Origin of the sequence: Streptomyces sp. NPDC006510, from assembly GCF_040611955.1 — a bacterium.
Lineage (GTDB): Bacteria > Actinomycetota > Actinomycetes > Streptomycetales > Streptomycetaceae > Streptomyces.
On sequence record NZ_JBEXPH010000127.1, the window covers coordinates 1 to 25,123 of the forward strand.

Consider the following 25,123-nt stretch of genomic DNA (forward strand, 5'->3'; position numbering starts at 1 on the left):
GGCGCCGCGAGGGGTCAGTACTGCGCCTGGAGGTGCTGCCAGAAGCCGTCGCGCAGTGCCCGTCGAAGATGCGCGTGGCCGCGCAGCGAGTGCTGGAGCAGCCGTTCGGCCTCGACCAGCAGGTCCTGGTCGACGGAGCCCGGCAGATACGGGTGTCCGGGCAGCAGATCGGCGAGGGACTCGCGGCCCCGGGCGGCCAGCCAGGCCGCGGCGATCTGCGCGCCGACGAAGCGGACATCGTCGCGCGCGGGCGCGGGGGTGTCGTCCTCGTAGGTGGTGACGGGGCGTCTGGTGACGTACGGACGGCAGAAGTCCAGGTCGAAGGTGCGCTGGCTGTCGACCTCCCAGAGCAGCGGTTCGGCCTGGTTGCGCCCCTCCCCCGCCTCGATGCCCCACAGGTGCACCCGGGCCCCGTACCCCTGCGCCGCCTCCACCGCGGAGACCAGGTCCTCGTCGCCGCCGACCAGTGCCGCGTCGCTGATGGCGCGGTGCCGGGCGAGTGATTCGAGGTCGGTGCGGATGAGTGAGTCGACGCCCTTCTGCTGGTTGTTGGCGTTGAGGTTGCCGAGTCGGACCTTGACGTCGGGGAGTTCGGCGATGGACTGCTGCTCGACGGTGTGGATGCGCCTGCGGGCTCCGTCGTACCAGTACACCCGCAGCAGCCTGCTGTCCGCGAAGATCGTCCGGGCCTTGTCGATGAAGGCCTCGATCAGTCCTTCCGCGTCGAGGTCGAAGGAGCGGCGGTCCTCGGTGCCGGTGACGAGCAGTCCGGCCGCTGCGTACACATAGCCCGCGTCCACGAAGATCGCGTGGGTCGAGGGGGTCTTCGACACCTCGGCGAGCACACGCTGGAGCAGCTCGTTGGTGCGGTCCAGGCGCTCGCGGATCTCTGCCTCGTTCATTCGGGCCTCGTCGTGGACCTCGTCGCCCGCACATGCTCGGTGACCTGCTGATACTTAGACATCCAAAAAATTTCCTTAGCGTAGGGAATGTTTGCAGGTGGCAAGCCGTTGTACATCTCGTGGAGCGCAGGACAGCGGTGTCCGGTGCTCTCATCCTTGCGGACGGGTCACCCGTCCTCCCAGTAGTTCTCCAGCAGGAGGATCAGACGAAGGGAAGCCTTATGCGCTTCGAGATCATGCGACTCGACGACGTCGACGGTACCGCCGTGGACAGCACCGTCGTGGACGCCGCCTCCGTCAACCGGATCGTGCAGCAGGCCGCAGCCATAGGCCAGCGCATCTATATCCGCCCGGCCGAAACCTCGGCTTCGTAACGCACGACGACGCACAAAGACGAAGCGCCCCCGCACGGAAGGTCCGTACGGGGGCGCTGTGGTGTCGGCGGGAGCCATCAGGAGTTCTGGATGACCTGGGTGACGCCGTTGATGATCTGCTGTACGGCGATGGCGGACAGCATCATTCCGGCGAGCCTGGTCACCAGCACGACGCCGCCGTCCTTGATGACCCGGATGATCAGCAGCGAGTAACGCATGGTCAGCCAGAGCACGATGTGCATGGCGACGATCGCCGACCAGACCGAGATCTGGCTGCCCACGCTGTCGGCGTGCTGCACCGCCAGGATCACCGACACGATCGCACCGGGCCCGGCGAGCAGCGGCATGCCCAGCGGTACGAGTGCCACATTGACGTCCTTGGTCTGCGTCGGCTCGTCGGTCTTGCCGGTCAGCAGATCGAGTGCGATCAGCAGCAGGAGCAGTCCGCCCGCGATCATCAGGGCGGGTACGGAGACATGCAGGTAGTCGAGGATCTGCTGGCCGAGCAGACCGAAGACGGCGATCACGCCGAAGGCGACCGCGACCGCCTGGAGCGCCATCCTGCGCTGCATCTTGGCGGGGCGGCCCGCGGTGAGCGCGAGGAAGATCGGGGTGATCCCGGGGGGATCCATAATCACAAAAAGCGTGAGAAAAAGGGATCCGAAGACAGCGACGTCGAACACAGTGAGCCTTGCGAGAAGAGAGAAACGGCCTGAAGGAGCGCACCCCGAAGCGATGACGGCGGCCGGACGGCCGGGTGCGCGGAAGTGGAACGCGAAAGGTGGGACGGACGGCGGTACGCCTACGGGGTCGGTGCTCCGGCCCCGGCGCGTGCGTCGTTACGCGGGGCGGGGCCCGCCGGCTCCCGGCACCGGGAAGGCTCCCGTGGCGCGCCGGGTGATCTCGCCGTAGATCTCGGGGTCGGTGGTGTACGCGCCGAGTCCGACGGTCTTGCGGCTGCCGTGGTAGTCGCTGGACCCGGTCGTCAGCAGCCCCAGGTCGCGGGCGAGCCCGCGCAGCCTGGCCCTGGTCGGCTCGTCGTGGTCCATGTGGTCGACCTCGATGCCGTCGAGGCCCGCGGCGGCGAGCCGCGCTATCGACGACTCGGGCACCACCTCGCCGCGCTTGACGGCGGCCGGGTGGGCGAAGACGGTGACGCCTCCGGCGGCCTTGACCAGCCGGATCGCGTCGAAGGGGTCGAGTTCGTGCTTCTCGGCGTAGGCGCGTCCGCCGTTCGCGAGCCATTCGGGCGTGAAGGCGTCGGAGACGGTCTCGACGACGCCGAGCTCGACGAGCGCGGTGGCGATGTGCGGCCGGCCGACCGATCCGTCCCCGGCGATCCGGGCGACCCGCTCCCACTCGACGGGCACGCCGAGCTCCTGGAGCTTGCGCACCATGGTCCGGGCGCGGGGCACCCGGTCGTCCCGTACGAGTTCGCGTTCGCGGGCCAGCTCGGGCTCGTCGGGGTCGAAGAGATACCCGAGCATGTGCAGGCTCACGCCGTCGATCCGGCAGGAGAGTTCGGCGCCGGTGACGAGGGTGAGCCCCTCGGGCAGGGCGGCGATCGCCGCGGCGTGGCCGCGCACGGTGTCGTGGTCGGTGAGCGCGATGACGTCCAGGCCCGCGGCGGCGGCGTTCCGCACCAGCTCGGCGGGGGTGTCCGTGCCGTCCGAGGCGGTGGAGTGGGTGTGCAGGTCGATGCGCACGACGCATACTCCAGTGCTCGGGGCCGGACAAGGGGACGTCCAAGGATAACCGGCGTTCCAGCGACGCCCGGCCGGGCGCGGAGGGCCCGGGCCCTATCCCAGCAGGCGCGGGGTGAGCGCCCCGCACGGTACGAGGTCCATCTCTCCCCCGGCCTCGCGCAGATCGGCGAGCACCAGCTCGTCGTACATCAGGAGCCCCGACTGCTCGGGCCAGACGATCGCCCAGAGCCAGAGACCGCGCGCCTCGCCCGCGAAGACCGCCCGGTCCGCGGGAACCCCCTTGACGTTCCACAGCGGGGTGGGGCGGCCGGCGGCGATCATCTTGACGTCCGGCGGGCCGTCGACGTCCAGGTAGGGGCCGGGGTCCGGGCCGTCGATCCCGGCGTAGCGCGCGCCGAGTCCGACGCCGAGCTCCTCGGTGACGAGCAGCAGGTCGCCGATGCCGCCGACGGGACCTGGGCCGGAGCAGGCGACGACGGTGGCCCGGCCACCACTGCGGTCGTCACCCGCGCTCGCCACCCCGGTGAACAGCCAGCCCACCGGCAGCGGCCAGGGCATCCACACCGGGACCTCGGCCCGGCGCACCACCACCCCCAGCGCTTCGACACTGGGCGGGACGACCGGCTGCAGCGGCTGCACGCTGCCGTGCACGGCGCACTGCCAGGTGTCGGCGAACAGACCGGGCGCTCTGACCCGGCCTCCGCACTTCGGGCAACTGGGTTCGCCCCTCATAGCGACCAACGGTCCTCCAGGACCGTCGCCGCGTCAAGGAAGATCACCCGTCCGCAGCGCGGCTCCACCTGCAGAATTAGATGTAACTTGCATTCATTAGCTTCTCTAACTTATTCTGTGTATATCGCAACCATCTAGCGGAGAGCGAGAAGACCATGCAGGGAGAGGATCCGTTCGACCAGGGCGCGGGCAGTATCCTGCGCCAGCCGAAGGCCGTCTGGGCCACGGCGGGCGCCTCTGTTGTCGCGTTCATGGGAATCGGCCTGGTGGACCCGATTCTGCCGTCCATCGCCAAGGGCCTGGAGGCGACGCCGAGCCAGGTGTCCCTGCTCTTCACCTCGTACTTCCTGATCACGGCCGTGGCGATGCTCGTCACCGGCTTCGTGTCCAGCCGGATCGGCGGCCGCAAGACGCTGCTGGCCGGCCTCGCGCTCGTCGTCGTCTTCGCCGCGCTCTCCGGCACCTCGTCGTCCGTCGGCGAACTCGTCGGCTTCCGGGCCGGCTGGGGGCTCGGCAACGCGCTCTTCGTGTCGACCGCGCTGGCCGTGATCGTCGGTGCGGCGGCCGGCGGCAGCTCGGCGGCGATCCTGCTCTACGAGTCGGCGCTCGGCCTCGGCATGGCCTGCGGCCCGCTGGTCGGCGCCCTGCTCGGTGACGCCAGCTGGCGCTACCCGTTCTTCGGCACGGCCGCGCTGATGGCCATCGGCTTCATCTGCATCACCGCGTTCCTGAAGGAACAGCCCAGGCCCGCCGGGAAGACCTCGCTGCTCGACCCGATCAAGGCGCTCGGCCACGGCGGTCTGGCCTCGGTGGCGACCTCGGCGTTCTTCTACAACTACTCGTTCTTCACGATCCTGGCGTTCACACCGTTCGTGCTGAACATGACGCCGTACAAGTCGGGCGCGGTGTTCTTCGCCTGGGGTCTGCTGCTCGCGGTCTTCTCGGTGCTGGTCGCCCCGCGGCTGCAGGAGCGGTTCGGTTCACTGAAGGTGCTCGGCGCCTCGCTGGTGCTGCTCGCCGCCGACCTCCTGGTGCTGGGATACGGCAACCACACCACCGCCATCGTCTGCACGGTCGTCTCCGGCGCCTTCATCGGCATGAACAACACCGTCTACACGGAGCTGGCGCTCGGCGTCTCGGACGCGCCGCGTCCGGTGGCGAGCGCGGGCTACAACTTCGTCCGCTGGTTCGCCGCGGCCGCCGCCCCGTACCTCGCCCCGAAGATCGAGGAGTGGAGCAACATCCACATCCCGTTCGTGGTCGCCGCGGTCACGGCCGTGGTCGGTGCGGTCGTCGTCTGGATCCGGCGTTCGGCGCTGACCCACGAGGCGGAGGAGCTGAGCCCGAAGCACGCGACCGAGGACAGCGTCACGGTCTTCGCCGACTGACCTCTCCGCCCGCCCCCGCACCGCCCCGCCCGCAGCTCCCCCTCCTGGCCGCGCGGCGGGGCTTCCGCATGCCCGGCCGGCGTACGCCTCAGTCCAGGGGTACCGAGCCACGCAGCGGATCGCGCAGGTCCGTACCGTTCGAGAGCCACCGCTCCTGGAGCTCCTGCGCGCCCCGGACCCGCTTCCACGCGGCCTCGTTGTGCGTCATCGGCAGCAGCGGCAGGAACCGCACCGGATCCATCGGCTCGTCCAGCTCCAGGTCCTCCACCAGACCCCCCGGCTCCGCGACCAGTACGGAGCTGAACGGCGCCCCGGGCCACAGCGGTTCGCCGACGTCCAGCGATCCACCCGGCGCCACGATCACCCCCTCGACCTGCGGGGAGGCGGCGAGCACGGCGAGCGGGCGCAGCACCTTGTCGGTGTCGGTGAGTCCGGCGCGCACGGAGAGGACCAGTTCGGCGCGCGGGCCCTTCACCGGGTCCACCAGGGCCGCGGTCGGGTCGGCCATCGGCTGGGCCGACATGCCGAGCGTGGCGTAGCGCACCACGTCGCCGTCGACGAAGCGCAGCACCTCGATCCGGTCCGTACCGAGAAACGTCACTGCCGCGCGCGCGTCCGGTTCACCGAGGGCCGTCAGCAGCCGGGCCTCGACCAGAGCAAGAATTTCTCCCATCCCGCGAGCATAGGTCGCGTATGGAACGGGCAAAGTAAGGGATTGGCCGTCAGTCGGCTGATAGTCTTGGCCGCTGGTCGGGGCAGCACGCAGAAGTGTCGCTCTCAGCCCCGACGACACGTCATCCCCCAAGGGGGACCGGCTGGAGGAGGTGGGGCTGCAATGGATCGAAGTCGATCGTGCAGTACCAACCGCTCTTCCGCACTCCACCTTTCCTGGTGATCTGAAGCCTCCCGGTCGAGGCCCATGGCTTTGCGCATGACGGAAGAGCACTCCTTTTTTGCCTGTCTGTAGCGAACGCCGTCATCGCGCCGCCGCGGTGCCGCCCGCTTTGCGGACGTGAGCACACGTCCCCATTCCGGGCTGTTCCACGTGCCCGACGACGGCCCTCCGTGAAGGAGCCAGCCATGTCGATGATCCGTGACCTGCGCGCCGCCGTGCGCCCGTCCCTGCGCAAGAGCAACGCCCTGCACAACAGTTACGACACCACCCGTGACCCCTCCGCCTCCAGCGCGGTCGTCGACTGCGCGGTCTACCGCGACGGACGGCGCCTGGAGAGCGGCACCTGCCGCACGCCGCACGAGGCGATGCTCCAGGTGCGAGAGGAGGGCGGCTTCGCCTGGATCGGCCTGCACGAGCCGACCGAGGAGGAATTCGCCGGTATCGCCCGGGAGTTCGGGCTGCACCCGCTGGCCGTCGAGGACGCCGTCCACGCCCACCAGCGGCCGAAGCTGGAGCGGTACGACGACACGCTGTTCACCGTCTTCAAGACCATCCACTACGTCGAGCACGCCGAGCTCACCGCCTCCAGCGAGGTGGTCGAGACCGGCGAGGTGATGTGCTTCACCGGCCGGGACTTCGTCATCACCGTGCGGCACGGCGGCCATGGCTCGCTGCGCGCGCTGCGGCACCGACTGCAGGACGACCCCGAGCTGCTCGCCAAGGGGCCGTCCGCGGTCCTGCACTCCATCGCCGACCATGTCGTCGACGGCTACATCGCGGTGGCCGGCGCCGTCCAGGACGACATCGACGAGGTGGAGATCGAGGTCTTCTCCACCCCGGCGAAGGGCAGCTCGCGCGGTTCGGAAGCGGGCCGGATCTACCAACTGAAGCGCGAGGTACTGGAGTTCAAGCGGGCAGTGTCTCCGCTGCTGCGGCCGATGCAGCTGCTGAGCGAGCGGCCCATGCGGCTGATCGACCCGGACATCCAGAAGTACTTCCGTGACGTCGCCGACCACCTGGCACGGGTGCACGAGGAGGTCGTCGGCTTCGACGAACTGCTGAACTCGATCCTCCAGGCCAACCTGGCGCAGGCGACCGTCGCGCAGAACGAGGACATGCGCAAGATCACCTCCTGGGCGGCCATCGTCGCCGTGCCGACGATGATCTGCGGTGTCTACGGCATGAACTTCAAGCACATGCCCGAGCTGGGCTGGCGGTACGGCTATCCGATGGTGCTGGGCGTCATCGGGGTGGTCTGCTTCTCCATCCACCGCACCCTCAAGCGCAACGGCTGGCTCTGAACACCGTCCCCCGGCGGTCCAATAGAGTTCGTGGCATGACTGCTGCTGCCGCTGACGTGCCGCTGGGCCGGGCTCTCGTCGAGGAGGCCACCAAGAAGTCCGGCCTCATCTGGGTGCGGGGCACCGGGCCCGCGCGGGCGCTGTGGCACGTATGGCACGAGGGCGCGGCGCATCTGGTCGGGGACGGCCCCGGTGAGCAGCCGCTGCCGGCCGGGCTCACCGACGGGTCCGCCGCCGAGGTGACCGTGCGCAGCAAGGACAAGGGCGGCCGGCTGGTCGCCTGGACGGCCACCGTGACGGAACTCGCGCCGCACTCCGAGGAGTGGGAGGCCGCGGTCGCCGAGCTCAAGGGCAAGCGGCTGAACGCGCCGGACGCCGAGCGGATGACGGAGCGGTGGGCGCGCGAGTGCCGGGTGCTGCGGCTGACGCCCGGCGATTTCCGTACGGAGCTGCCCGACGGCTCCCTGGCCGCGGCGCCGCTGCCGACGTCCGCGACCACCCGGCGGCCGGTGCCGGCGGGGCTGCCGCGACTGCTGAAGCAGGGGCGCAAGGGCTGATCGGGCGGGGTCCGCGCCACCCCGGTCCGCCGGGCGGCGCGGACCGCGTTCAGGACGAGGTCTTGGGCAGCTGCTTCCCGTAGTCGACCGTGTCCCCCTGCGCCGGGGCCTCCAGAGCGAAGTCCTTGCCCCAGTCGGACAGGGTGACGGTCCCCCCGCCACCGCCGCGCGCGAAGCGCAGCGGGTACGCCTTGCCCTCCAGCGAGACATCGAGCGTGCCTCCCTCGCCCTTGCCGCCCATGATCTGGACGGTCCGGGTCGCGCCGACCTTCTGCCGGTCCCCCTTGTTGAGGGTGCCGTGCAGCGTGAGCATCCCGTCGAGCAGGGTCTTCTTGTCCGTGAAGCCGCGCAGCTGCTTGTACGTGGGGTCGTCCTGGGGCACCTTCACGTACTTGTTCTGGAGTTTGTCCGCGGCCGCGCCGCCCGCCCCGCTGTCGGCGCCGGGCTTCTCCTCGTGGCTCCAGAACCCGGAGTCCGCCTTCAGATAGAGCTCGTCACCGATCCGCAGCAGCTCGAAGGTGCTGTCCTTCGAGGCGACGGAGCCGGTGCCGCCCTTCTCCTTGAGCTGCATGTCGAGCTTGTACGTGCCGCCCTTGCTGACCAGCGTCCCGTCGAGGCGCACGGCGTCGGCGGAGTCCGCCGCGCTCTGTGCCTTCTTCTCGATCTCCGTGGCGTCCAGCTTGCCGACGCCGTTGGTGCCCTGGTCCGGATCCTCGCCGCCGCACGCCGTGAGGGCTGTGGCCAGCCCCGCACAGAGCAGGACGGCGAGAGCGGTCCGGCGTCGGGCCCGGACGGGCGGAACGGAAGAGGTCACGGGCGCACTGCCTCTCATCTGCATCGCGGGGTGGCAGACGGCAGCGTACCTGTGCCGTACATGCCTTCCGGCAGGGAGCCGTACGGACGGGTCCGCCGGGGCAACCCGGAGCGGTACGGGCTAGCCTGATCCCGTCATAACGGTTGATTGACTGCCAAATGGACCAGGCAGCGAAGTCGTACACGGAAGAAGGAGGCGCACGATGGCGGCAGGCGTCCCCCGGGTGTTCGTCTCGCACCTCGCCGGTGTCCCGGTCTTCGACCCCAACGGCGACCAGGTGGGCCGTGTCCGCGATCTGGTCGCGATGCTCCGGGTCGGCGGCAGGCCGCCCCGGCTGCTCGGACTCGTCGTCGAGGTGGTCAGCCGCCGCCGGATCTTCCTCCCGATGACCCGGGTCACCGGCATCGAGTCCGGCCAGGTCATCACCACCGGCGTGGTCAACATGCGGCGCTTCGAACAGCGGCCCACCGAACGCCTGGTGCTCGGCGAATTCCTCGACCGGCGGGTCCGCCTCGTGGAGACCGGCGAGGAGGTCACCGTCCTCGACGTCTCCATCCAGCAGCTCCCGGCCCGCCGCGACTGGGAGATCGACAAGTACTTCGTACGCAAGGGCAAGGGCGGGGCGCTGCGCCGCAAGGGCGAGACCTTGACGGTCGAGTGGTCGGCGGTCAGCGGGTTCTCGCTGGAGGAGGTCGGGCAGGGCGCCGAGACCCTGGTCGCCACGTTCGAGCGGCTGCGCCCGACGGACGTGGCCAACGCGCTGCACCATCTGTCGCCGAAACGGCGGGCCGAGGTCGCCGCCGCGCTCGACGACGACCGGCTCGCCGACGTCCTGGAGGAGCTGCCCGAGGACGACCAGGTGGAGATCATCGGCAAGCTCCAGGAGGAACGTGCCGCCGACGTCCTGGAGGCGATGGACCCGGACGACGCGGCCGACCTGCTGTCCGAGCTGCCCGAGGAGGACAAGGAGCGGCTGCTGACGCTGATGCGGCCGGACGAGGCGGCCGATGTGCGGCGCCTCATGTCGTACGAGGAGCGGACCGCGGGCGGGCTGATGACCACCGAGCCGATCATCCTGCGGCCGGACGCGACGGTCGCCGACGCGCTCGCCCGGGTCCGGCAGGCGGACCTGTCCCCGGCGCTCGCCGCCCAGGTGTACGTGTGCCGGTCGCCCGACGAGACGCCGACCGGCAAGTACCTGGGCACCGTGCACTTCCAGCGGCTGCTGCGGGATCCGCCGTACGCCCTGGTCAGCTCGATCGTCGACAGCGATCTCGTCCCCCTCACGCCGCAGACTCCGCTGCCGGCCGTGACGAGCTATCTGGCCGCGTACAACCTGGTCTCGGCACCCGTCGTGGACGAGAGCGGGTCGCTGCTCGGCGCGGTGACGGTCGACGACGTGCTCGACCACCTGCTGCCCGAGGACTGGCGGGAGACGGACTTCCACAGCGCGGAGGTGGTGGCCGATGGCCGCTGAGGACCGCTCGAAGGCGGCGACGGGTGCCTCCGGCATCGTGCGCCCGCCCCGTTACCGGCTGGACCAGCCGAAGGCCCCGCGGCGGCGGCTGCTGCCCGAGTACGACCCCGAGACGTTCGGCCGGTTCTCCGAGCGGATCGCCCGCTTCCTGGGCACCTGGCGCTTCATCTCCTGGATGACGCTGGTCATCATCGTCTGGGTGCTGTGGAACATCTTCGCGCCGATGGCATGGCGGTACGACCAGTACCCGTTCATCTTCCTGACGCTGATGCTGTCGCTCCAGGCCTCGTACGCTGCCCCGCTGATCCTGCTCGCCCAGAACCGGCAGGCCGACCGCGACCGGGTCACCTACGAGCAGGACCGCAAGCAGAACGAGCGCTCCATCGCGGACACCGAGTACCTCACGCGGGAGATCGCGTCGCTGCGGATGGGTCTCGGCGAGGTCGCCACCCGCGACTGGATCCGCTCCGAACTGGAGGACCTCGTGAAGGACCTGGGCGACCGGCGGACCCCGCTGCCGGCCGAGAGCGACGAAGACCGCTGACGGGGGCTACTCGCGCGTAGCAGCGGGCGCCGTAAGCCCTCCCGTCGCCCACCACCACCCTCAAGGAGCGCTGCGCGCACCCGTACTATCGAGGTATGGCTACGGAAGACGCGGTGCTTGAGGCACTGGCGACAGTGAACGACCCGGAGATCCACCGCCCGATCACCGAACTCGGCATGGTGAAATCGGTCGAGATCGGTGCTGACGGTGCGGTCGCTGTCACGGTCTATCTCACGGTCTCAGGCTGCCCGATGCGCGAGACGATCACCAAGAACGTGACGGAGGCGGTCGCCCGCGTCGAGGGCGTCTCGCGGGTCGACGTCACGCTCGACGTGATGAGCGACGAACAGCGCAAGGAGCTCGCGTCCTCGCTGCGCGGCGGCACGGCGGAGCGCGAGGTGCCGTTCGCCAAGCCCGGCTCGCTGACCCGGGTCTACGCGGTCGCGTCCGGCAAGGGCGGCGTCGGCAAGTCGTCGGTGACGGTGAACATCGCGGCGGCGATGGCGGCCGACGGCCTCAAGGTCGGTGTCGTGGACGCGGACATCTACGGGCACAGCGTGCCGCGGATGCTCGGCGCGGACGGCAAGCCGACCCAGGTCGAGAACATGATCATGCCGCCGTCGGCGCACGGCGTGAAGGTCATCTCCATCGGCATGTTCACCCCGGGCAACGCCCCGGTGGTGTGGCGCGGACCGATGCTCCACCGCGCGCTCCAGCAGTTCCTCGCCGATGTGTACTGGGGCGACCTCGACGTCCTCCTGCTCGACCTGCCGCCGGGCACCGGTGACATCGCGATCTCGGTGGCGCAGCTCGTGCCGAACGCCGAGATCCTGGTCGTCACGACCCCGCAGCAGGCGGCGGCCGAGGTCGCCGAGCGGGCCGGTTCGATCGCCGTGCAGACCCACCAGAAGATCGTCGGTGTCGTCGAGAACATGTCGGGCATGCCGTGCCCGCACTGCGACGAGATGGTCGATGTGTTCGGTACCGGCGGTGGCGCGAGGGTCGCCGAGGGGCTGACGAAGACGGTCGGCGCCGAGGTGCCGGTGCTCGGCTCCATCCCGATCGACGTACGGCTGCGCGAGGGCGGCGACGAGGGCAAGCCGGTCGTCCTGTCCGACCCCGACTCTCCGGCCGGCAAGGCGCTGCGCACCATCGCGGACAAGCTGGGCGGGCGTCAGCGCGGCCTGTCGGGCATGTCGCTGGGCATCACCCCGCGCAACAAGTTCTGAAACGACGGGCGGTGACCGGCCGGGGCCGGTCACCGCTGAGTACTGCGCGTGTGCCGTGAAACGCGTACGTCGTGACTACGCGTACGTCGTGATGTCGCCGATCACCGAGAACCCCAGCCCGTACGCGCTCATCCCCCGCCCGTACGCCCCGATGTGCGCCCCGTTGTGTGCCGATCCCGCCAGTACCCAGCCGAATTCGGACTCGCGGTAATGGAACGGCACGGGGACGCCGTCCACCGGCAGTGACAACACCGACCATGCGGGGCCGTCCAGGTCGTCGGCGAGTTCGAACGCCGTCTCCGTCTGCTGGTCCAGCCAGTCGTCGCGCAGCGCGTGGTCCATCTGCTGCGGCCAGGTGCAGGCGAGCAGACCGGAGCCGGCCAGCCAGGCCGCAGAGGACACCGTGGTCGCGTCCAGCAACCCCGTGCCGTCACCGCTGTGCCGCACCGGGCTGCTGGCCATCGACACGACGACGGCGAACCGTTGCTTCTCGGCGCCCGCGTCGGCTCGGACCGACGGTTCGTCGCCGTGACCGATGGAACCGTGCTGCACCGTGCCGTCCGCCGCGGTGCCCACCTGCATCAGCCGGCGCGGCCCGGTGAAGGCCTCGTCCAGTCCGTACCAGGGAAACGTGGCCGCCAGATAGCTGTCGACAATCCGCCGGGCCGCCGGCACCCCCTCTGCCGTGCCTGCGCTCGGCGCATCTTCCGCGCCCACCCGACGTGTCGTCTCCATCTGCCCGGCCGCCTCCTCGATCCGTTGGGTCCGGAGCGGCCCACCCCCCAACGGGCGTACTCACAACCGGACAGATGGAGAATAGCCATACCGTCCGGACGAGCCGGGATTGGTGGGGGGTCAGGTGGCGTCGGCGTCGAACGGCGGCCGGTCGTCCTTGGCGGGCCGGTCACGCTTCTTGAGCAGGTCCGGAGCACCGGCGGAGCCGTTGGCGGCGGTGATCGCCGAGGCGCCCGACACGCCGCTCCGGGAGTCCGCGGACTCCATCTCCTTGCTCTCCCGGCCGTTCACCGCGTCGGTGACCTCGGTCAGGTCCTTGCGGAGGTCGAAGCTCTCGCGGATCTCCTTCAGTCCCAGGTCGTCACTGCCGTCCATGAGCTGCTTGCGGACGAACGTCTTGGGGTTGAGGTCCTCGAACTCGAAGTCCTTGAACTCCGGACCGAGCTCCGTACGGATGTCCTCCTTGGCACTCTCCGAGAACTCACGGATCTTACGGATGAAGCGCGAGGCGTCCTGGATAACCTTCGGCAGCTTGTCCGGGCCGAAGACCAGCACGCCCAGAATCGCGAGCGTCACCAGCTCGAGTGCGCCTATGTCATTGAACACCCTGTTGCTCCTCGTGTTCTCCGAGACCGTGTCGGTCGAGGTCCGGACCCGGCCCACGGTACCCGTCGAAACTGTCCGCGCGGTAGCGTCCCGGGGCTGTCACGTGCCGCTTGCCGAGCCGAGCGTCAAAGAGATGGACAGGTCTTTACCACCGCGGGTCAGCGTGAGGTCCAGACGGTCACCCGGACGGTGCGCGCGGATCTTCACGATCAGCTCCTCGCCGCTGTGCACCCGCCGTCCGTCGACCTCGGTGATGACGTCCCCGGGCCTGATCCCGGCCTTGGCGCCGGGCCCGCCCGGCGTCACCGCGGGCTTGCCGGCCGCGCCCTTCGCCCCGACCCTGGCGCCGTCCCCGGCGTACTTCATGTCCAGCGTGACGCCGATCACCGGGTGGGTGGCCTTCCCAGTGTTGATCAGCTCCTCGGCGACCCGCTTGCCCTGGTTGATCGGGATGGCGAAGCCGAGGCCGATGGAACCCGCCTGTCCGCCCTCCTCGGCCGAGCCGCTGTCGGCGGCGCGGATGGCGCTGTTGATGCCTATGACCTGGGCGTCGGCGTCGACGAGCGGACCGCCGGAGTTGCCCGGGTTGATCGGCGCGTCGGTCTGGAGCGCGTCGACGTAGCTGATGTCGCTGCCGTCGCCCTTCTCGCCGCCCGCGGTGATCGGCCGGTCCTTGGCGCTGATGATGCCGGAGGTCACGGTGTTGGACAGGTCGAAGGGGGCGCCGATGGCCACCACGGGGTCGCCGACCTGCACATTGTCGGAGTTGCCCAGCGGCAGCGGCTTGAGGCCGGAGACGCCGGTGACCTTGACCACGGCCAGGTCGTAACCGCTGTCCTTGCCGACGACCTCGCCGCGCGCGGTCTCACCGCCGCTGAACGTGACGGTGATCTCGCCGGCCTGACCGGCCGGGGCGACGACATGGTTGTTGGTGAGGATGTGGCCGGAGTCGTCGAGGACGAAGCCGGTACCGGTGCCGGACTCGGTGGAGCCGCTGACGTGCAGGGTGACCACGCTGGGCAGGGCGCTGGCGGCGATGCCGGCGACGCTGTCGGGGGCGCGGCCGCCGCTGCTGCGGCCGGCCTGCGGGAGCTCGACCTGGGTGAGGCCGCCGTTGCGCTCGATGTAGGCCCCGATGCCGCCGCCGATGCCGCCGGCCACCAGCGCGAGCAGTACCGCGCCGACCAGGAGCGAGCCGCGCCGGTCCTTCTTGCGGCCGGTGTCGGCTCCGAGCGGCGGGCCCGGGTTGGTGAGCGGCTGCCTGGGCGCGCCCCAGGGGTCGTACTGGAGCCACTGCGTCGACGCCCCCTGCGGCTGGGGCTGCTGAGGCGTGGGCGGCGGGGGCGTGAAGCCGGTGGCGGGCGAGGCGGGAGCGGGCGGTGCGGGGGCCGGCGGTGCGGTGATCCCCGCGCCGTTCGTCCCCGCGTACTGCGGGGGTACGGCGGTGCCGTGCGCCGGGGTCGGGACCGGCCGCTGTACCGGTGGTGCGGGCGCCCAGGGGCCGGGTCCGCCGTAGGGCGGGGTGCTGTACTGGTCGGGCTCGTGCAGCGGCGTCACGGGCTGCGCGGCCGGTACGGCGGCCACCGGTCCGGGTGACGTGGACGGGGCCGGTGCGTCGGCCGGGTGCGTCGCCGACGCCGTCGTGCGGCTCTCGGCCGTCGCGTCCGTCGCCGTGGCTGCCGGTTCGGGCGCCGCTTCGGCCGCGGGCGTCGTGTCCTCGACGGGTGACGGCTCGTCCGGCGCTGTGCGGGTGGTGCGTCCCGGCGTGGGCCGGCTCCACCACTTCGCCTTCGGCCCGGTGGACTTCCCGTCTTCCATGCTCTCCCCGCAACTGCCGCAACTGGCCTCTGCACGCCCCGACCGGGGCGTCCCTCCCGGAACTGCTCCCGGAATTCAACCAGGTTTGCGAATGCTTTCGCAGGCCCCGGTCAGCGCCGGGAGGAAAGCGGCAGACCGCGGTCGGCGGGGACGGGGAGGGCGGAGGCCGAGGACTGCGCCCAGGGCGTTGGTGACGACTGCGTCCCGGACGGGGTCGCGGAGGGCGTCGGGGACTGTGCGGCAAGTCGCCCGAATACCTGGGCGAAGAGCGGGGTGGTGCCGGTCGGACGTATCAACGGTGGCGCGGACACATTGGTCAGGACGTGCGTGCCGAAGGGGTTTCCCGCGAGGCTCGCGGTGGAGAGCACCACGGGAGTGGCGGAGGGCGCCGCCGGGGCGACGCTCGACGCGGCCGACTGGGCGGCGATCGAGCGGTCGACCGTCCCCCTCGCCGCGAGCGTGCCGTGGCTGCCGCCACCGCGGCGGCCGGCCGGGCTGCCGCTCTCGCCGCGTGAAGGGACATCGAGCGGGGTCACCGTGTTTCCGGTGCCGGTGCCTGTGGCCCGGGCCGCGGAGCTGGGACCCGCACCCGTCGGCAGGGCACCTCCGAGGGCGATGGCCGCCAGCGAGACGGCGCTCGCCGCCGCGAAGGCGAATCTCCGGCCGCGCCAGGGCGACCGCTCGCCCTCACGGCCCACCTCGTGGATCCGGAAGCCGGAACGGGAGGGCCCGCCCGGCAGCACGGCGGTCGAGCCGTGCGGGGTCGGGAGGAAGCCGAAGCCGCCGAGCGGCCGGCTCCCTGGAGAGTCCGGGCGGCTGCCGGACGACTGGATCACGGGGAAGAGCCCGTCGGCGAAGCGCCCGGAGCCGCCGAATGGTCTGTCCTGGCTGTCGTCGTCACCCCCCGGCCCCCCGGGAAGGCCCTGCAGCCGGGCGAGGAATCCCTCGGACGGCGACGGCGGGGCGGACTGGGCGAAGACGCTCTTCAGGCGCCGCTGCGCCGCAGCCTCGGCCTTGCACTTGGCGCAGGTCGCGAGGTGGGCGAGTACGCGCTCGCGGGCGTCGTGTTTCAACTCGCCATCGACAAGCGCGGCGAGACGGTCCCCCAGGTGTTGTTCCGCAGGGGTCGGACGTGTGCCACTCACGCCGTTCCGCCCTCCCCTGCCAGGATCGCGCCCGCCAGCGAGCGCTGCTCGGCACGGGCCTCGGGCGAACGGTGCTGCAACGCCTTGCGCAGATGCGAGCGACCGCGGTGGATACGGCTGCGCACGGTGCCGAGCTTCACTCCCAGCGTCGCGGCGATCTCCTCGTACGAAAGACCCTCGATGTCGCAGAGCACGACGGCGGCACGGAATTCGGGCGCGAGGGTGTCCAGCGCCTGCTGGACATCCGCGTCGAAGTGGGTGTCGTTGAAGACCTGCTGCGGGGACGGCTCACGGCTCGGCAGCCGCTCGGCGGCGTCGTCGCCGAGGGAGTCGAAGCGGATCCGCTGCTTACGACGGACCATGTCCAGGAACAGGTTGGTCGTGATGCGGTGCAGCCAGCCCTCGAAGGTGCCCGGCGTGTAGGTCGACAGCGACCGGAACACGCGGACGAAGACCTCCTGGGTGAGATCTTCGGCATCGTGCTGGTTACCCGTCAGCCGGTAGGCGAGGCGGTAGACCCGGCCGCTGTGCGTGCTGACGATCTCTTCCCATGAGGGCGGCGTCCACGCCTGGGAGTCCGCATCTGAGGCGAAGGTCGCGGTCGGTGCGGAGTCGTTGGAAGAACGGTCAGCAATGTTGGTCACGGATTTCGGCTCACCCGCCGACCTGAGAAAGCGCCGCAGCGCTCCTCTCCGATCCACAGGCGCAGCCGCACCTCCCCTATCGGCTCTGGTGGTGTCCAGTGGAGCCCCTACCATAGCGACCTCGCCCGTTAGCTCCGGATAAGCCTTTTTCCTGTTGGGGCCGGGGATCGCCCCGGGAACCGCCGGCCCGTGGCTCCCGGGCCCGATCCGCGGGCCGATTCCACAGGCTTTCCCCTGTCCCTCCATAACGCCCGGTCCCATCTGCGGGTTCCCGGGTGCAGCGGATACAGTCACCGTTGCGCCAACTACGGGGACAGGAGAGGGTCATTACCGCCAACCGGCAGACGAGCTGGGCGTTCGCCGACGCCTTTGTCGCCGAGGACGAAGCACTGCGCTGGGCCCGGGACCGGGCCCGGGAGGCGGGGCTCCGCTCGGTGTCGCCAGGTACCGGCGCCGCGCTGCGCTTGCTCGCTGCCACGACGGACGCCAAAGCGGTGGCCGAAATCGGCACCGGGACGGGCGTGTCCGGGCTCTATCTACTGCATGGAATGCGGCCCGACGGCGTGCTGACCACGGTCGACCCGGAGCCCGAGCGCCAGCAGTTCGCCCGCGAGGCCTTCCGGGCCGCGGGGTACGCCGCCAACCGGGCCCGCTTCATTCCCGGCCGCGCCCTCGACGTACTGCCGCGGCTCGCGGACGGCGGATACGACCTCGTGTTCTGCGACGGCGACCGGCTGGAGAGCCTGGACTGTCTCGCTGAATCGTTGCGCCTGCTGCGCCCCGGCGGCCTGGTCTGCTTCGAGGGCGTCTTCGCGGACGGCCGTACGGTCGACTCCGCGGCGCAGCCCGCGGAGGTGCTGCGGCTGCGGGAGCTGCTGCGCGCGGTCCGGGAGAGCCAGGAGCTGATGGCGACGCTGCTGCCGGTGGGCGACGGGCTGCTGTGCGCGGTGCGCCGGGGCTGACGCCCTCGGGAGCACCGGGGGAAACCACCGGACGAGCCGGTCATGACTGGCCGCGGACGGCCGTGAACGCATCACTGCCCCGGCACGGACCCGTGCCGGGGCAGTGATGAAGTGTGGGCGCCTCTGCTCAGCCGACGACCTTCTTGAGGGCATCGCCGAGTGCATCGGCCTCGTCCGGAGTCAGCTCCACGACAAGCCGACCGCCGCCTTCGAGCGGAACGCGCATGACGATGCCCCGCCCCTCCTTTGTCACCTCGAGCGGGCCGTCGCCCGTCCGCGGCTTCATGGCCGCCATGCTCGTTCCCCTTCCTGAAACCAGCTCATCGCAACCGGCGGCCCCATGACAGGCGCTGTGTCACCGGCATCGAACACATTGCTTCCCAGCCATTATCCCGCATCACAGACCCCGATGACCAACATCGGTCGGCATCGCTTGCGCAACGCGCTCTCTCAAAACCACCCAATTCGGCGATCGGCCTGCGATACTCCGCCGCCCGCACCCCTTCATCGGAGCGCAATTGTTAGACGCAGGTCACATATCGGCGGCCCCCGGAGTCGGCCATGCTTGCCTGGACAGGCATTGCCCGAGGTGCGAAGGGGACTACGAAATGGCCGACCACATGGCGGACAGCGTGCTCTACGAAGTGAGCGACGGACTCGCGACGGTCACGATCAACCGTCCCGACGCGATGAACGCCATGAACACCGCGGCCAAGGTGGCACTCCGGGACGCCCTGAGGTCCGCGGCGGCCGACACCGCCGTACGCGCCGTTCTGCTCACCGCGACCGGGCGGGCGTTCTGCGTCGGCCAGGACCTGAAGGAGCATGTGGCCAATCTCGAAAGGACCCGCGAGTCGGGCAGCGGCAACGCGCTGAGCACCGTGCAGGAGCACTACAACCCGATCGTGCGGGCCATCACCGAGATGCCCAAGCCGGTCGTCGCCGGGATCAACGGGGTCGCCGCCGGTGCCGGTTTCGGCTTCGCGCTCGCCTGCGACTACCGGGTGGCCGCCGACACCGCCTCGTTCAACACCTCCTTCGCCGGTGTGGCCCTCACCGCCGACTCGGGCGTCTCCTGGACGCTGCCGCGCCTGATCGGGCAGAGCCGCGCCGCGGACCTGCTGCTCTTCCCGCGCTCTATCTCCGCGCAGGACGCCCATGGGCTGGGCATCGTGAACACACTCGTACCCGCCGCCGACCTGGCCGCCGAGGCCGTCGCCGTGGCCCGCACCCTGGCGTCCGGCCCCACCGTGGCGTACTCCGCGCTCAAGGCGTCCTTGGCATACGGCGCCGGTCACACGCTGAGCGAGGCGCTGGAGAAGGAGGACGAGCTCCAGACCCGGGCCGGCGCGTCCGAGGACCACACGATCGCGGTGCAGGCGTTCCTGAACAAGGAGAAGCCGAAGTACCTCGGCCGGTAGCGCGGCGCCGGGCTACGCCCCGCTGCCGCGCGCCACGCAGTCGGCCAGGTGGTCGTCGACCAGGCCGCAGGCCTGCATCAGGGCGTAGGCCGTGGTGGGTCCGACGAAGCGCAGGCCGCGCTTCTTGAGGTCCTTGGCCAGCGCGGTGGATTCCGGTGTGACCGCGGGGACGTCCCCGGTGGTGCGCGGGGCCGGGCGGCCGGCCGGGTCGGGGGCGTGGGACCAGATCAGCGCGTCCAGCTCGTCGGCGTCCCAGCCGGCCAGCACCCTGGCGTTGGCGAGGGTCGCCTCGATCTTCGCGCGGTTGCGGATGATGCCGGCGTCGGCGAGGAGGCGCTCCTTGTCGGCGTCGGTGAACTCGGCCACCGCGGGGATCTTGAACCCGGCGAAGGCGGAGCGGAAGCCCTCCCGGCGGCGCAGGATCGTCAGCCAGGAGAGGCCCGACTGGAAGGCCTCCAGGCATAGCCGTTCGAAGAGGGCGTCGTCGCCGTGGACGGGCCGGCCCCATTCGGTGTCGTGGTACGCGAGGTAGTCCTCGGTGGAGAGCCCCCACGGGCAGCGCAGTCCGCCGTCCGGGGCCGCTTCCGCGCCGCCGCTCATCGCCGGGGCTCCTCTCCGGGGTGCCCGTTCCGCCCCGGGGCCTCCCCGGGCGCCTCCCACGGCGCCTTCGGGCGGTCCTCGGGCTGCTCCGGCTGTTCCTGCGGCCCCTTGATGAGATCGGGGCCGCCGACCGCGGTCGCCTGCGCACCGGCCAGCGCCGATTCCAGCTCGGCGATCCGCGCGTCCCGCTCGGCGAGCTCGGCGCCGAGCCGGCCGAGCGCCTCGTCGACATCCGTCATCCGGTAGCCGCGCACCGCCACCGGCAGCCGCAGCGCGTCGACATCCGCGCGGCCGACCGGCCGCGTCGCGGGCAGCGGGTCGGTCAGCTGCTCGGGCGCCACGTCCTGCAGGACGGCGCTCCTCCCCCCACCGACCACCGCGAGGGTGACCGCGGCCACGACCACGACCATCGTCACCAGCAAGAACCAGAACACGCGCATCTCCCCGGAAGCGGAAACCTGTCCGGGTCCGATCGTGCCATGCGGCACCGACAGCGGGTGACTGCCGGACGAGGCACTAGGGTCGCAGGCGACTCACGGGGCGATCTACCAGAGGAGATACGCGGTATGCGAAGCGGTGCGCTCAGGCTGGGGCGGCGCGAATTCGGTGCGCACGAGCCGGTGATCATGGCGATCGTGAACCGTACCCCGGACTCCTTCTACGACCGGGGCGCGACCTTCCGGGACGAACCGGCGCTCGCCCGGGTCGAGCAGGCGATCGCGGACGGGGCGGCGATCGTCGACATCGGGGGTGTGAAGGCGGGGCCGGGCGAGGAGGTGACCGCCGAGGAGGAGGCGCGACGCACGGTCGGGTTCGTCGCGGAGGTGCGCCGCCGCCACCCGGACGTGGTGATCAGCGTCGACACCTGGCGCCACGACGTCGGCGAGGCGGTCTGCGAGGCCGGCGCGGATGTGCTGAACGACGCGTGGGGCGGCGTCGACCCGAAGCTCGCGGAGGTCGCCGCGCGGTACGGCGCCGGTCTGGTGTGCACGCACGCGGGCGGCGCCGAGCCGCGGACCCGGCCGCACCGGATCGCGTACGAGGACGTGATGGCGGACATCCTGCGGGTGACGGTGGGGCTGGCCGAGCGCGCGGTCGGGCTCGGGGTCCGGCCCGACGGGATCATGATCGATCCCGGTCATGACTTCGGGAAGAACACCCGGCACTCCCTGGAGGCGACCCGCCGGCTCGGCGAGATGACGGAGACCGGCTGGCCGGTGCTCGTCTCGCTGTCCAACAAGGACTTCGTCGGCGAGACGCTCGACCGGCCGGTGAAGGAGCGGGTGATCGGGACGCTGGCGACCACGGCCGTGTCGGCGTGGCTGGGGGCGCAGGTGTACCGGGTGCACGAGGTGGCGGAGACCCGGCAGGTACTGGACATGGTGGCGTCCATCGCGGGGCACCGGGAGCCGGCCGTGGCGCGGCGCGGCCTGGCGTGACCGGGGCGGGGGCGGACGGGGGCCGGGAAAGCCCCGCCCCGCACCCCGCGCACCGCTTCCCGAACCGGCCCTACCGCCCGACCTCCTTCGTCACGAGGTCGACCGCCTCGTCCACGTCGTCGGTGACGTGGAACAGCAGCAGGTCGTGCTCGGACGCCTTGCCCTGCGCCACCACCGTGTCCCGCAGCCAGTCCACGAGGCCGCTCCAGTACGCGGTGCCGAACAGCACGATCGGGAAGCGGGTGACCTTGCCGGTCTGGACGAGGGTGAGGGCCTCGAAGAGTTCGTCCAGGGTGCCGAGGCCGCCGGGCAGCACGACGAAGCCCTGTGCGTACTTCACGAACATCGTCTTGCGGACGAAGAAGTAGCGGAAGTTGACGCCGATGTCGACGTGCGGGTTGAGCCCCGACTCGAAGGGCAGCTCGATGCCGAGACCGACCGAGACGCCCTTCGCCTCCCGTGCCCCCTTGTTCGCCGCCTCCATCGCCCCCGGCCCGCCTCCGGTGATCACCGCGAAGCCGGCCTCGACCAGGGCCTTGCCGATCCGTACGCCCGCCTCGTAGTCGGGTCCGCCGGCCGGGGTGCGGGCCGAACCGAAGACGCTGATCGCGCTCGGCAGTTCGGCAAGTGCCCCGAATCCCTCGACGAACTCCGACTGGATGCGCATCACCCGCCAGGGGTCGGTGTGCACCCACTCGGAATCGCCCTCGGTGTCCAGCAACCGCTGATCGGTGGTGCCGGGCTGCACCTGTTCCCTGCGGCGCAGTACCGGTCCGAGCCGCTGCTCCTCAGGGACGTGTGCTCCCTCGGGGTTGCCCATGACCTGCTCCCTCCGACGACGATCGACGGCCATCCGCCGATGAACCATCCGTTGTCAGGTCAGGGTAGATCGACCGAGGTTACGGACAGGGGAATGCCGTGGGTCAGCTGGTGAGCCAGGAGCGGAGCCGCTCCTCGCAGTGGGTGATCCGCTCGACCGCCACGTGCTCGTCGCGCTTGTGGGCGAACAGCGGGTCGCCCGGTCCGTAGTTCACCGCGGGGACGCCGAGGGAGCCGAAGCGGGAGACGTCCGTCCAGCCGAACTTGGGTCGGGCGGTGCCGCCGACCGCCGCCATGAACGCCTTGGCCGCCGGGTGGGAGAGGCCGGGCATGGCCGCGCCCGAGTGGTCGTCGACGACGAATTCGGCGACGCCGCAGTCCGCGAAGACCTCGTGGACGTGGGCCAGGGCCTCCTCGGCGGTCCGGTCGGGTGCGTACCGGAAATTGACCACGACGGTGCAGGCGTCCGGGATGACGTTGTTGGCGACGCCCCCCTCGATCCGTACCGCGTTCAGACCCTCGTGGTATTCGAGGCCGTCGATGACCGGGCGGCGCGGTTCGTACGCGGCGAGCCGGGCCAGGATCGGGGCGGCGGCGTGGATGGCGTTGGACCCCATCCAGCCGCGCGCGGAGTGGGCCCGCTCGCCCTCCGTGCGGAGGAAGACCCGCAGGGTGCCCTGGCAACCGCCCTCGACCTCGGCGTCGGAGCCCTCCAGCAGGACCGCGAAGTCGCCCGCCAGCCAGTCGGGGTGGGCGTCGGCGATGTGGCCGAGGCCGTTGAGGTGCGCGGCGACCTCTTCGTTGTCGTAGAAGACGAAGGTCAGGTCGCGGTTGGGCTCGGGCAGGGTCGCGGCGATCCTCAGCTGGACGGCGACGCCCGACTTCATGTCGGAGGAGCCACAGCCCCACAGCACCCCGTTGTCGTCGAGCCGGGACGGCACGTTGTCGGCGATCGGCACGGTGTCGATGTGCCCGGCGAGCACCACCCGCTCGGCGCGGCCCAGGTTCGTCCTGGCCACGACGTTGTTGCCGTGCCGGTCGACGGTCAGGTGCGGGAGGGTGCGCAGGGCCGACTCGATCGCGTCCGCGAGGTCCTTCTCCTGACCGCTGACCGACGGGAAGTCGACGAGTCGGGCGGTGAGCGCCGGGCCGTCCAGGGTGAGGTCAAGTGTGGTTTCGGGCATGGGACCGACCCTAAGGGACAGGGCCCTCGGCCCCGGCCGGGCACTCCAGTACGGTGGGCCCGTGCCCCGGACCGTCTCCCCCGCCCGCCGACACACCGGCCGCAGCCGCCTCTTGCGTATCGCGGCCGCCCTTGTCGTGCTCGCCGCGCTCGGCGGCTATCTGACCGTTCAGTACATAACCGGCAGCAGAGTCATCGAAGGATGCACCGTCCGGTCCGCCGACGGTTCGGAGGGCAAGGGCCGTACGTACCGGATGAGCCCCGAGCAGGCCGTCAACGCCGCGACGATCTCCGCGGTCGGCACCTCGCGCGGGATGCCGGAGCGTGCCGTGACGATCGCGCTGGCGACCGCGTTGCAGGAGTCCGGGCTGCGCAACATCGAGCACGGCGACCGGGATTCGCTGGGGCTGTTCCAGCAGCGTCCGTCGCAGGGCTGGGGCACCGAGAAGCAGATCCTGGACCCGGTCTACTCCGCCGGGGAGTTCTACCGGCATCTGGCCGAGGTCCCCGGCTACTCGCGGCTGCCGCTGACGGTCGCGGCGCAGCGGGTCCAGCGCAGCGGTTTCCCGCAGGCGTACGCGAAGCACGAGCCGGACGCGGCCCTGCTGGCCGCCGCGCTGACCGGTCGTACGCCCGCCGCGCTGAACTGTGCGCCGCCGCGGGCGACGGCCGCGAGCGCCGACTCGGCGAAGGTGCGGGCGGAGCTGGTGCGCGCCTTCGGCAAGGACGTGCTGCCCGCGATGACGACGGCGCCGCAGGACGACGGGGCCGCGGCCGGTGCGGCGGCGACGAGCACGGTCTCGGTGCCGGTGCCCGCGACCCGGGCGTCCGGGGACGACGGCGCGGCCCGGCGCGGCTGGGAGCTCGCGCACTGGGCGGTCGCACAGTCCGAGGCGCTCCGCCTGGGCGAGGTCTCGTACGCGGGCCGGGTGTGGGAGGCCGGGTCGGGCTGGCGGACGGAGCGCAAGGAATCCGGCACCACCGACGTCCGGATCCAACTCACGCACTAGTTCACGCGATCACCCCGAGGTGTCGTCCGAAGCCTTCCGGAAACCCTCTCGCGCGACACCGCCCGCGACCATCCGCCGAAACCTCAATCCCCTTGCAATAAAAGGGAAGTGACGATCCGTCTGGCATCCGGGGAATGCTGCGTTTGCCCGGGTTCCTCCATTGCAGATCATGTGACGCATTGCCGACTCTTTACCTCGGCCCACCGCAACCTCCCCCACCCTCTCGACGGTTGTCATGGCGTCCGGTCAACGGACAGACCTTTTCTCACCCTGTCGAAGGAGCATCATGTCCCTCCCCCTGACCCGTCGGATCGCCCGTGCCGCGCTGCTGATCGCCGCGGGCGCTGCCCCCGTGGTCGGTGCGGCCGGAGCCGCGGGTGCCGCGGAGCTCCCGCAGACCCCGGAGCTCGGCGGTCTGACCACCGTCGACGGCGCCGGTCTCGGCAAGACGCTCGACAGCGCGTCCCAGCAGGGCACCGAGGCGGCGGGCGGCACCGGCGGCAAGATCGTCGGCACGACCCTCCCGGCCGCGGACAAGACCGTCGGCAAGGCCGGTGCCGAGGCCACCCCCACCGCGCAGAAGGCCGCGGGCGGCGCGGGCCGGCTCCTCGGCGAAGCCACCGGCGGCGCGACCCAGGGCGGCCTGCCCACCCAGGGGCTCCCCACCCAGGGCCTGCCGCTCGGCTGACCCATCCCGGCCACCGGCCGGCAGCACCACGCGCGCGGGGCCCCGGGGGGGGGCACCCGCGGGGCCGCGGGCGGGGGGGGTGCGGCCGGGAGGAGAGCCGGGAGGGCGCTGGCGCCACCCGGGCGGCCGCGGCC

28 protein-coding genes are annotated in these 25,123 nt (G+C 71.0%); 12 read left to right on the forward strand and 16 right to left on the reverse strand.

What is annotated here, in order from left to right; translation table 11 throughout:
• Positions 1-14: 14 nt before the first annotated feature.
• Positions 15-902 carry an NYN domain-containing protein gene (locus tag ABZY11_RS30010; RefSeq protein ID WP_356482144.1) on the reverse strand — a complete coding sequence of 296 codons (888 nt, stop codon included), beginning with the start codon at positions 900-902 and terminating at the stop codon, positions 15-17.
• A 221-nt stretch (positions 903-1,123) separates the two neighbouring features.
• On the opposite strand from ABZY11_RS30010, the gene ABZY11_RS30015 reads away from it, so the two are divergent.
• Positions 1,124-1,276, forward strand: a complete 153-nt coding sequence (locus tag ABZY11_RS30015) for a hypothetical protein (protein WP_177328023.1) — start codon at positions 1,124-1,126, stop codon at positions 1,274-1,276.
• Positions 1,277-1,353: 77 nt separating this feature from the next.
• Here the strand turns inward: ABZY11_RS30015 and ABZY11_RS30020 are convergent, their stop codons facing one another.
• The 3 genes from ABZY11_RS30020 to ABZY11_RS30030 form a co-directional block, all read right to left on the reverse strand.
• On the reverse strand, positions 1,354-1,959 hold the full coding sequence (locus ABZY11_RS30020) for a MarC family protein (protein ID WP_266414641.1): 606 nt from the start codon (positions 1,957-1,959) through the stop codon (positions 1,354-1,356).
• A gap of 156 nt (positions 1,960-2,115) precedes the next feature.
• Entirely contained in the window at positions 2,116-2,982 is an 867-nt protein-coding gene (locus ABZY11_RS30025; RefSeq protein ID WP_356482145.1) for a PHP domain-containing protein, read from the reverse strand.
• Positions 2,983-3,075: 93 nt separating this feature from the next.
• A complete protein-coding gene (locus tag ABZY11_RS30030) occupies positions 3,076-3,714 on the reverse strand; it encodes a DUF6758 family protein (protein WP_356482146.1) in 639 nt (212 codons plus the stop codon).
• A gap of 155 nt (positions 3,715-3,869) precedes the next feature.
• Between ABZY11_RS30030 and ABZY11_RS30035 the strand changes: the two genes are divergently transcribed.
• Positions 3,870-5,102 carry an MFS transporter gene (locus ABZY11_RS30035; protein WP_356482147.1) on the forward strand — a complete coding sequence of 411 codons (1,233 nt, stop codon included), beginning with the start codon at positions 3,870-3,872 and terminating at the stop codon, positions 5,100-5,102.
• An 88-nt stretch (positions 5,103-5,190) separates the two neighbouring features.
• Here ABZY11_RS30035 and ABZY11_RS30040 read toward each other — a convergent pair whose 3' ends face one another.
• Positions 5,191-5,775, reverse strand: a complete 585-nt coding sequence (locus ABZY11_RS30040; RefSeq protein WP_356482148.1) for a suppressor of fused domain protein — start codon at positions 5,773-5,775, stop codon at positions 5,191-5,193.
• A gap of 407 nt (positions 5,776-6,182) precedes the next feature.
• Here ABZY11_RS30040 and ABZY11_RS30045 point away from each other — a divergent pair, with 407 nt between their 5' ends.
• Together ABZY11_RS30045 and ABZY11_RS30050 are read left to right on the forward strand one after the other, a co-directional pair.
• Positions 6,183-7,298 carry a magnesium and cobalt transport protein CorA gene (locus ABZY11_RS30045; RefSeq protein ID WP_356482149.1) on the forward strand — a complete coding sequence of 372 codons (1,116 nt, stop codon included), beginning with the start codon at positions 6,183-6,185 and terminating at the stop codon, positions 7,296-7,298.
• Positions 7,299-7,333: 35 nt separating this feature from the next.
• Positions 7,334-7,855 (forward strand): hypothetical protein, encoded by a 522-nt coding sequence (locus tag ABZY11_RS30050; protein ID WP_356482150.1) that lies wholly within the window; start codon positions 7,334-7,336, stop codon positions 7,853-7,855.
• Positions 7,856-7,904: 49 nt separating this feature from the next.
• Here the strand turns inward: ABZY11_RS30050 and ABZY11_RS30055 are convergent, their stop codons facing one another.
• Entirely contained in the window at positions 7,905-8,669 is a 765-nt protein-coding gene (locus ABZY11_RS30055; protein WP_356482151.1) for a hypothetical protein, read from the reverse strand.
• A gap of 202 nt (positions 8,670-8,871) precedes the next feature.
• On the opposite strand from ABZY11_RS30055, the gene ABZY11_RS30060 reads away from it, so the two are divergent.
• The 3 genes from ABZY11_RS30060 (at position 8,872) to ABZY11_RS30070 (ending at position 11,919) form a co-directional block, all read left to right on the forward strand.
• Entirely contained in the window at positions 8,872-10,146 is a 1,275-nt protein-coding gene (locus tag ABZY11_RS30060; RefSeq protein ID WP_356482152.1) for a CBS domain-containing protein, read from the forward strand.
• On the forward strand, positions 10,136-10,690 hold the full coding sequence (locus ABZY11_RS30065; RefSeq protein ID WP_356482153.1) for a DUF1003 domain-containing protein: 555 nt from the start codon (positions 10,136-10,138) through the stop codon (positions 10,688-10,690). The genes ABZY11_RS30060 and ABZY11_RS30065 overlap by 11 nt, the downstream gene beginning before the upstream one ends.
• Positions 10,691-10,785: 95 nt before the next feature.
• A complete protein-coding gene (locus ABZY11_RS30070) occupies positions 10,786-11,919 on the forward strand; it encodes an Mrp/NBP35 family ATP-binding protein (protein WP_356482154.1) in 1,134 nt (377 codons plus the stop codon).
• A 75-nt stretch (positions 11,920-11,994) separates the two neighbouring features.
• On the opposite strand, the gene ABZY11_RS30075 is transcribed toward ABZY11_RS30070, so the two are convergent.
• From ABZY11_RS30075 to sigE, 5 genes are all read right to left on the reverse strand, one after another.
• Complete coding sequence (locus ABZY11_RS30075) at positions 11,995-12,654, reverse strand: hypothetical protein (RefSeq protein ID WP_356482155.1); 660 nt, start codon at positions 12,652-12,654, stop codon at positions 11,995-11,997.
• A gap of 120 nt (positions 12,655-12,774) precedes the next feature.
• Positions 12,775-13,260, reverse strand: coding sequence for a sec-independent translocase (locus ABZY11_RS30080; protein ID WP_356482156.1), 486 nt, complete (start codon positions 13,258-13,260; stop codon positions 12,775-12,777).
• A 99-nt stretch (positions 13,261-13,359) separates the two neighbouring features.
• On the reverse strand, positions 13,360-15,078 hold the full coding sequence (locus ABZY11_RS30085) for a trypsin-like peptidase domain-containing protein (RefSeq protein ID WP_356482157.1): 1,719 nt from the start codon (positions 15,076-15,078) through the stop codon (positions 13,360-13,362).
• A gap of 110 nt (positions 15,079-15,188) precedes the next feature.
• Positions 15,189-16,223, reverse strand: coding sequence for a zf-HC2 domain-containing protein (locus tag ABZY11_RS30090; RefSeq protein WP_356482158.1), 1,035 nt, complete (start codon positions 16,221-16,223; stop codon positions 15,189-15,191).
• Positions 16,220-16,981 (reverse strand): RNA polymerase sigma factor SigE, encoded by a 762-nt coding sequence (sigE, locus tag ABZY11_RS30095; RefSeq protein WP_356482159.1) that lies wholly within the window; start codon positions 16,979-16,981, stop codon positions 16,220-16,222. The genes ABZY11_RS30090 and sigE overlap by 4 nt, the downstream gene beginning before the upstream one ends.
• Positions 16,982-17,163: 182 nt before the next feature.
• Between sigE and ABZY11_RS30100 the strand changes: the two genes are divergently transcribed.
• Positions 17,164-17,829 carry an O-methyltransferase gene (locus ABZY11_RS30100; protein ID WP_356482167.1) on the forward strand — a complete coding sequence of 222 codons (666 nt, stop codon included), beginning with the start codon at positions 17,164-17,166 and terminating at the stop codon, positions 17,827-17,829.
• A 127-nt stretch (positions 17,830-17,956) separates the two neighbouring features.
• Here ABZY11_RS30100 and ABZY11_RS30105 read toward each other — a convergent pair whose 3' ends face one another.
• The gene (locus ABZY11_RS30105; protein ID WP_003966491.1) at positions 17,957-18,124 is read right to left on the reverse strand and encodes a DUF3117 domain-containing protein; all 168 of its coding nucleotides are present in this window, start codon (positions 18,122-18,124) and stop codon (positions 17,957-17,959) included.
• Between the two features lie 313 nt (positions 18,125-18,437).
• On the opposite strand from ABZY11_RS30105, the gene ABZY11_RS30110 reads away from it, so the two are divergent.
• Positions 18,438-19,250 carry an enoyl-CoA hydratase-related protein gene (locus ABZY11_RS30110; RefSeq protein ID WP_356482160.1) on the forward strand — a complete coding sequence of 271 codons (813 nt, stop codon included), beginning with the start codon at positions 18,438-18,440 and terminating at the stop codon, positions 19,248-19,250.
• Positions 19,251-19,262: 12 nt separating this feature from the next.
• On the opposite strand, the gene ABZY11_RS30115 is transcribed toward ABZY11_RS30110, so the two are convergent.
• Together ABZY11_RS30115 and ABZY11_RS30120 are read right to left on the reverse strand one after the other, a co-directional pair.
• On the reverse strand, positions 19,263-19,850 hold the full coding sequence (locus tag ABZY11_RS30115; RefSeq protein ID WP_356482161.1) for a DNA-3-methyladenine glycosylase I: 588 nt from the start codon (positions 19,848-19,850) through the stop codon (positions 19,263-19,265).
• A complete protein-coding gene (locus ABZY11_RS30120) occupies positions 19,847-20,284 on the reverse strand; it encodes a hypothetical protein (RefSeq protein WP_356482162.1) in 438 nt (145 codons plus the stop codon). The genes ABZY11_RS30115 and ABZY11_RS30120 overlap by 4 nt, the downstream gene beginning before the upstream one ends.
• A gap of 132 nt (positions 20,285-20,416) precedes the next feature.
• Between ABZY11_RS30120 and folP the strand changes: the two genes are divergently transcribed.
• The gene (gene folP, locus ABZY11_RS30125) at positions 20,417-21,289 is read left to right on the forward strand and encodes a dihydropteroate synthase (protein ID WP_356482163.1); all 873 of its coding nucleotides are present in this window, start codon (positions 20,417-20,419) and stop codon (positions 21,287-21,289) included.
• Between the two features lie 70 nt (positions 21,290-21,359).
• Here folP and ABZY11_RS30130 read toward each other — a convergent pair whose 3' ends face one another.
• Together ABZY11_RS30130 and dapE are read right to left on the reverse strand one after the other, a co-directional pair.
• Positions 21,360-22,109: a TIGR00730 family Rossman fold protein gene (locus ABZY11_RS30130; RefSeq protein WP_326767662.1), complete on the reverse strand. Its 750-nt coding sequence runs from the start codon at positions 22,107-22,109 to the stop codon at positions 21,360-21,362.
• A gap of 103 nt (positions 22,110-22,212) precedes the next feature.
• Positions 22,213-23,292: a succinyl-diaminopimelate desuccinylase gene (gene dapE / locus ABZY11_RS30135; RefSeq protein WP_356482164.1), complete on the reverse strand. Its 1,080-nt coding sequence runs from the start codon at positions 23,290-23,292 to the stop codon at positions 22,213-22,215.
• A 61-nt stretch (positions 23,293-23,353) separates the two neighbouring features.
• On the opposite strand from dapE, the gene ABZY11_RS30140 reads away from it, so the two are divergent.
• Together ABZY11_RS30140 and ABZY11_RS30145 are read left to right on the forward strand one after the other, a co-directional pair.
• The gene (locus tag ABZY11_RS30140) at positions 23,354-24,301 is read left to right on the forward strand and encodes a hypothetical protein (RefSeq protein ID WP_356482165.1); all 948 of its coding nucleotides are present in this window, start codon (positions 23,354-23,356) and stop codon (positions 24,299-24,301) included.
• A gap of 286 nt (positions 24,302-24,587) precedes the next feature.
• Complete coding sequence (locus tag ABZY11_RS30145; RefSeq protein WP_356482166.1) at positions 24,588-24,989, forward strand: ATP-binding protein; 402 nt, start codon at positions 24,588-24,590, stop codon at positions 24,987-24,989.
• The last annotated feature ends 134 nt before the right edge of the window (positions 24,990-25,123 follow it).

What these genes read in the sequence shown, in the direction of transcription:
- ABZY11_RS30010 (WP_356482144.1), bottom strand. Translation starts at nt 902, where the DNA reads ATGAACGAGGCAGAGATCCGCGAGCGCCTGGACCGCACCAACGAGCTG.
- ABZY11_RS30015 (WP_177328023.1), top strand. Translation starts at nt 1,124, where the DNA reads ATGCGCTTCGAGATCATGCGACTCGACGACGTCGACGGTACCGCCGTG.
- ABZY11_RS30030 (WP_356482146.1), bottom strand. Translation starts at nt 3,714, where the DNA reads ATGAGGGGCGAACCCAGTTGCCCGAAGTGCGGAGGCCGGGTCAGAGCG.
- ABZY11_RS30035 (WP_356482147.1), top strand. Translation starts at nt 3,870, where the DNA reads ATGCAGGGAGAGGATCCGTTCGACCAGGGCGCGGGCAGTATCCTGCGC.
- ABZY11_RS30040 (WP_356482148.1), bottom strand. Translation starts at nt 5,775, where the DNA reads ATGGGAGAAATTCTTGCTCTGGTCGAGGCCCGGCTGCTGACGGCCCTC.
- ABZY11_RS30045 (WP_356482149.1), top strand. Translation starts at nt 6,183, where the DNA reads ATGTCGATGATCCGTGACCTGCGCGCCGCCGTGCGCCCGTCCCTGCGC.
- ABZY11_RS30050 (WP_356482150.1), top strand. Translation starts at nt 7,334, where the DNA reads ATGACTGCTGCTGCCGCTGACGTGCCGCTGGGCCGGGCTCTCGTCGAG.
- ABZY11_RS30060 (WP_356482152.1), top strand. Translation starts at nt 8,872, where the DNA reads ATGGCGGCAGGCGTCCCCCGGGTGTTCGTCTCGCACCTCGCCGGTGTC.
- ABZY11_RS30065 (WP_356482153.1), top strand. Translation starts at nt 10,136, where the DNA reads ATGGCCGCTGAGGACCGCTCGAAGGCGGCGACGGGTGCCTCCGGCATC.
- ABZY11_RS30070 (WP_356482154.1), top strand. Translation starts at nt 10,786, where the DNA reads ATGGCTACGGAAGACGCGGTGCTTGAGGCACTGGCGACAGTGAACGAC.
- ABZY11_RS30075 (WP_356482155.1), bottom strand. Translation starts at nt 12,654, where the DNA reads ATGGAGACGACACGTCGGGTGGGCGCGGAAGATGCGCCGAGCGCAGGC.
- ABZY11_RS30085 (WP_356482157.1), bottom strand. Translation starts at nt 15,078, where the DNA reads ATGGAAGACGGGAAGTCCACCGGGCCGAAGGCGAAGTGGTGGAGCCGG.
- sigE (WP_356482159.1), bottom strand. Translation starts at nt 16,981, where the DNA reads ATGGTAGGGGCTCCACTGGACACCACCAGAGCCGATAGGGGAGGTGCG.
- ABZY11_RS30105 (WP_003966491.1), bottom strand. Translation starts at nt 18,124, where the DNA reads ATGGCGGCCATGAAGCCGCGGACGGGCGACGGCCCGCTCGAGGTGACA.
- ABZY11_RS30110 (WP_356482160.1), top strand. Translation starts at nt 18,438, where the DNA reads ATGGCCGACCACATGGCGGACAGCGTGCTCTACGAAGTGAGCGACGGA.
- ABZY11_RS30115 (WP_356482161.1), bottom strand. Translation starts at nt 19,850, where the DNA reads ATGAGCGGCGGCGCGGAAGCGGCCCCGGACGGCGGACTGCGCTGCCCG.
- folP (WP_356482163.1), top strand. Translation starts at nt 20,417, where the DNA reads ATGCGAAGCGGTGCGCTCAGGCTGGGGCGGCGCGAATTCGGTGCGCAC.
- ABZY11_RS30130 (WP_326767662.1), bottom strand. Translation starts at nt 22,109, where the DNA reads ATGGGCAACCCCGAGGGAGCACACGTCCCTGAGGAGCAGCGGCTCGGA.
- dapE (WP_356482164.1), bottom strand. Translation starts at nt 23,292, where the DNA reads ATGCCCGAAACCACACTTGACCTCACCCTGGACGGCCCGGCGCTCACC.
- ABZY11_RS30145 (WP_356482166.1), top strand. Translation starts at nt 24,588, where the DNA reads ATGTCCCTCCCCCTGACCCGTCGGATCGCCCGTGCCGCGCTGCTGATC.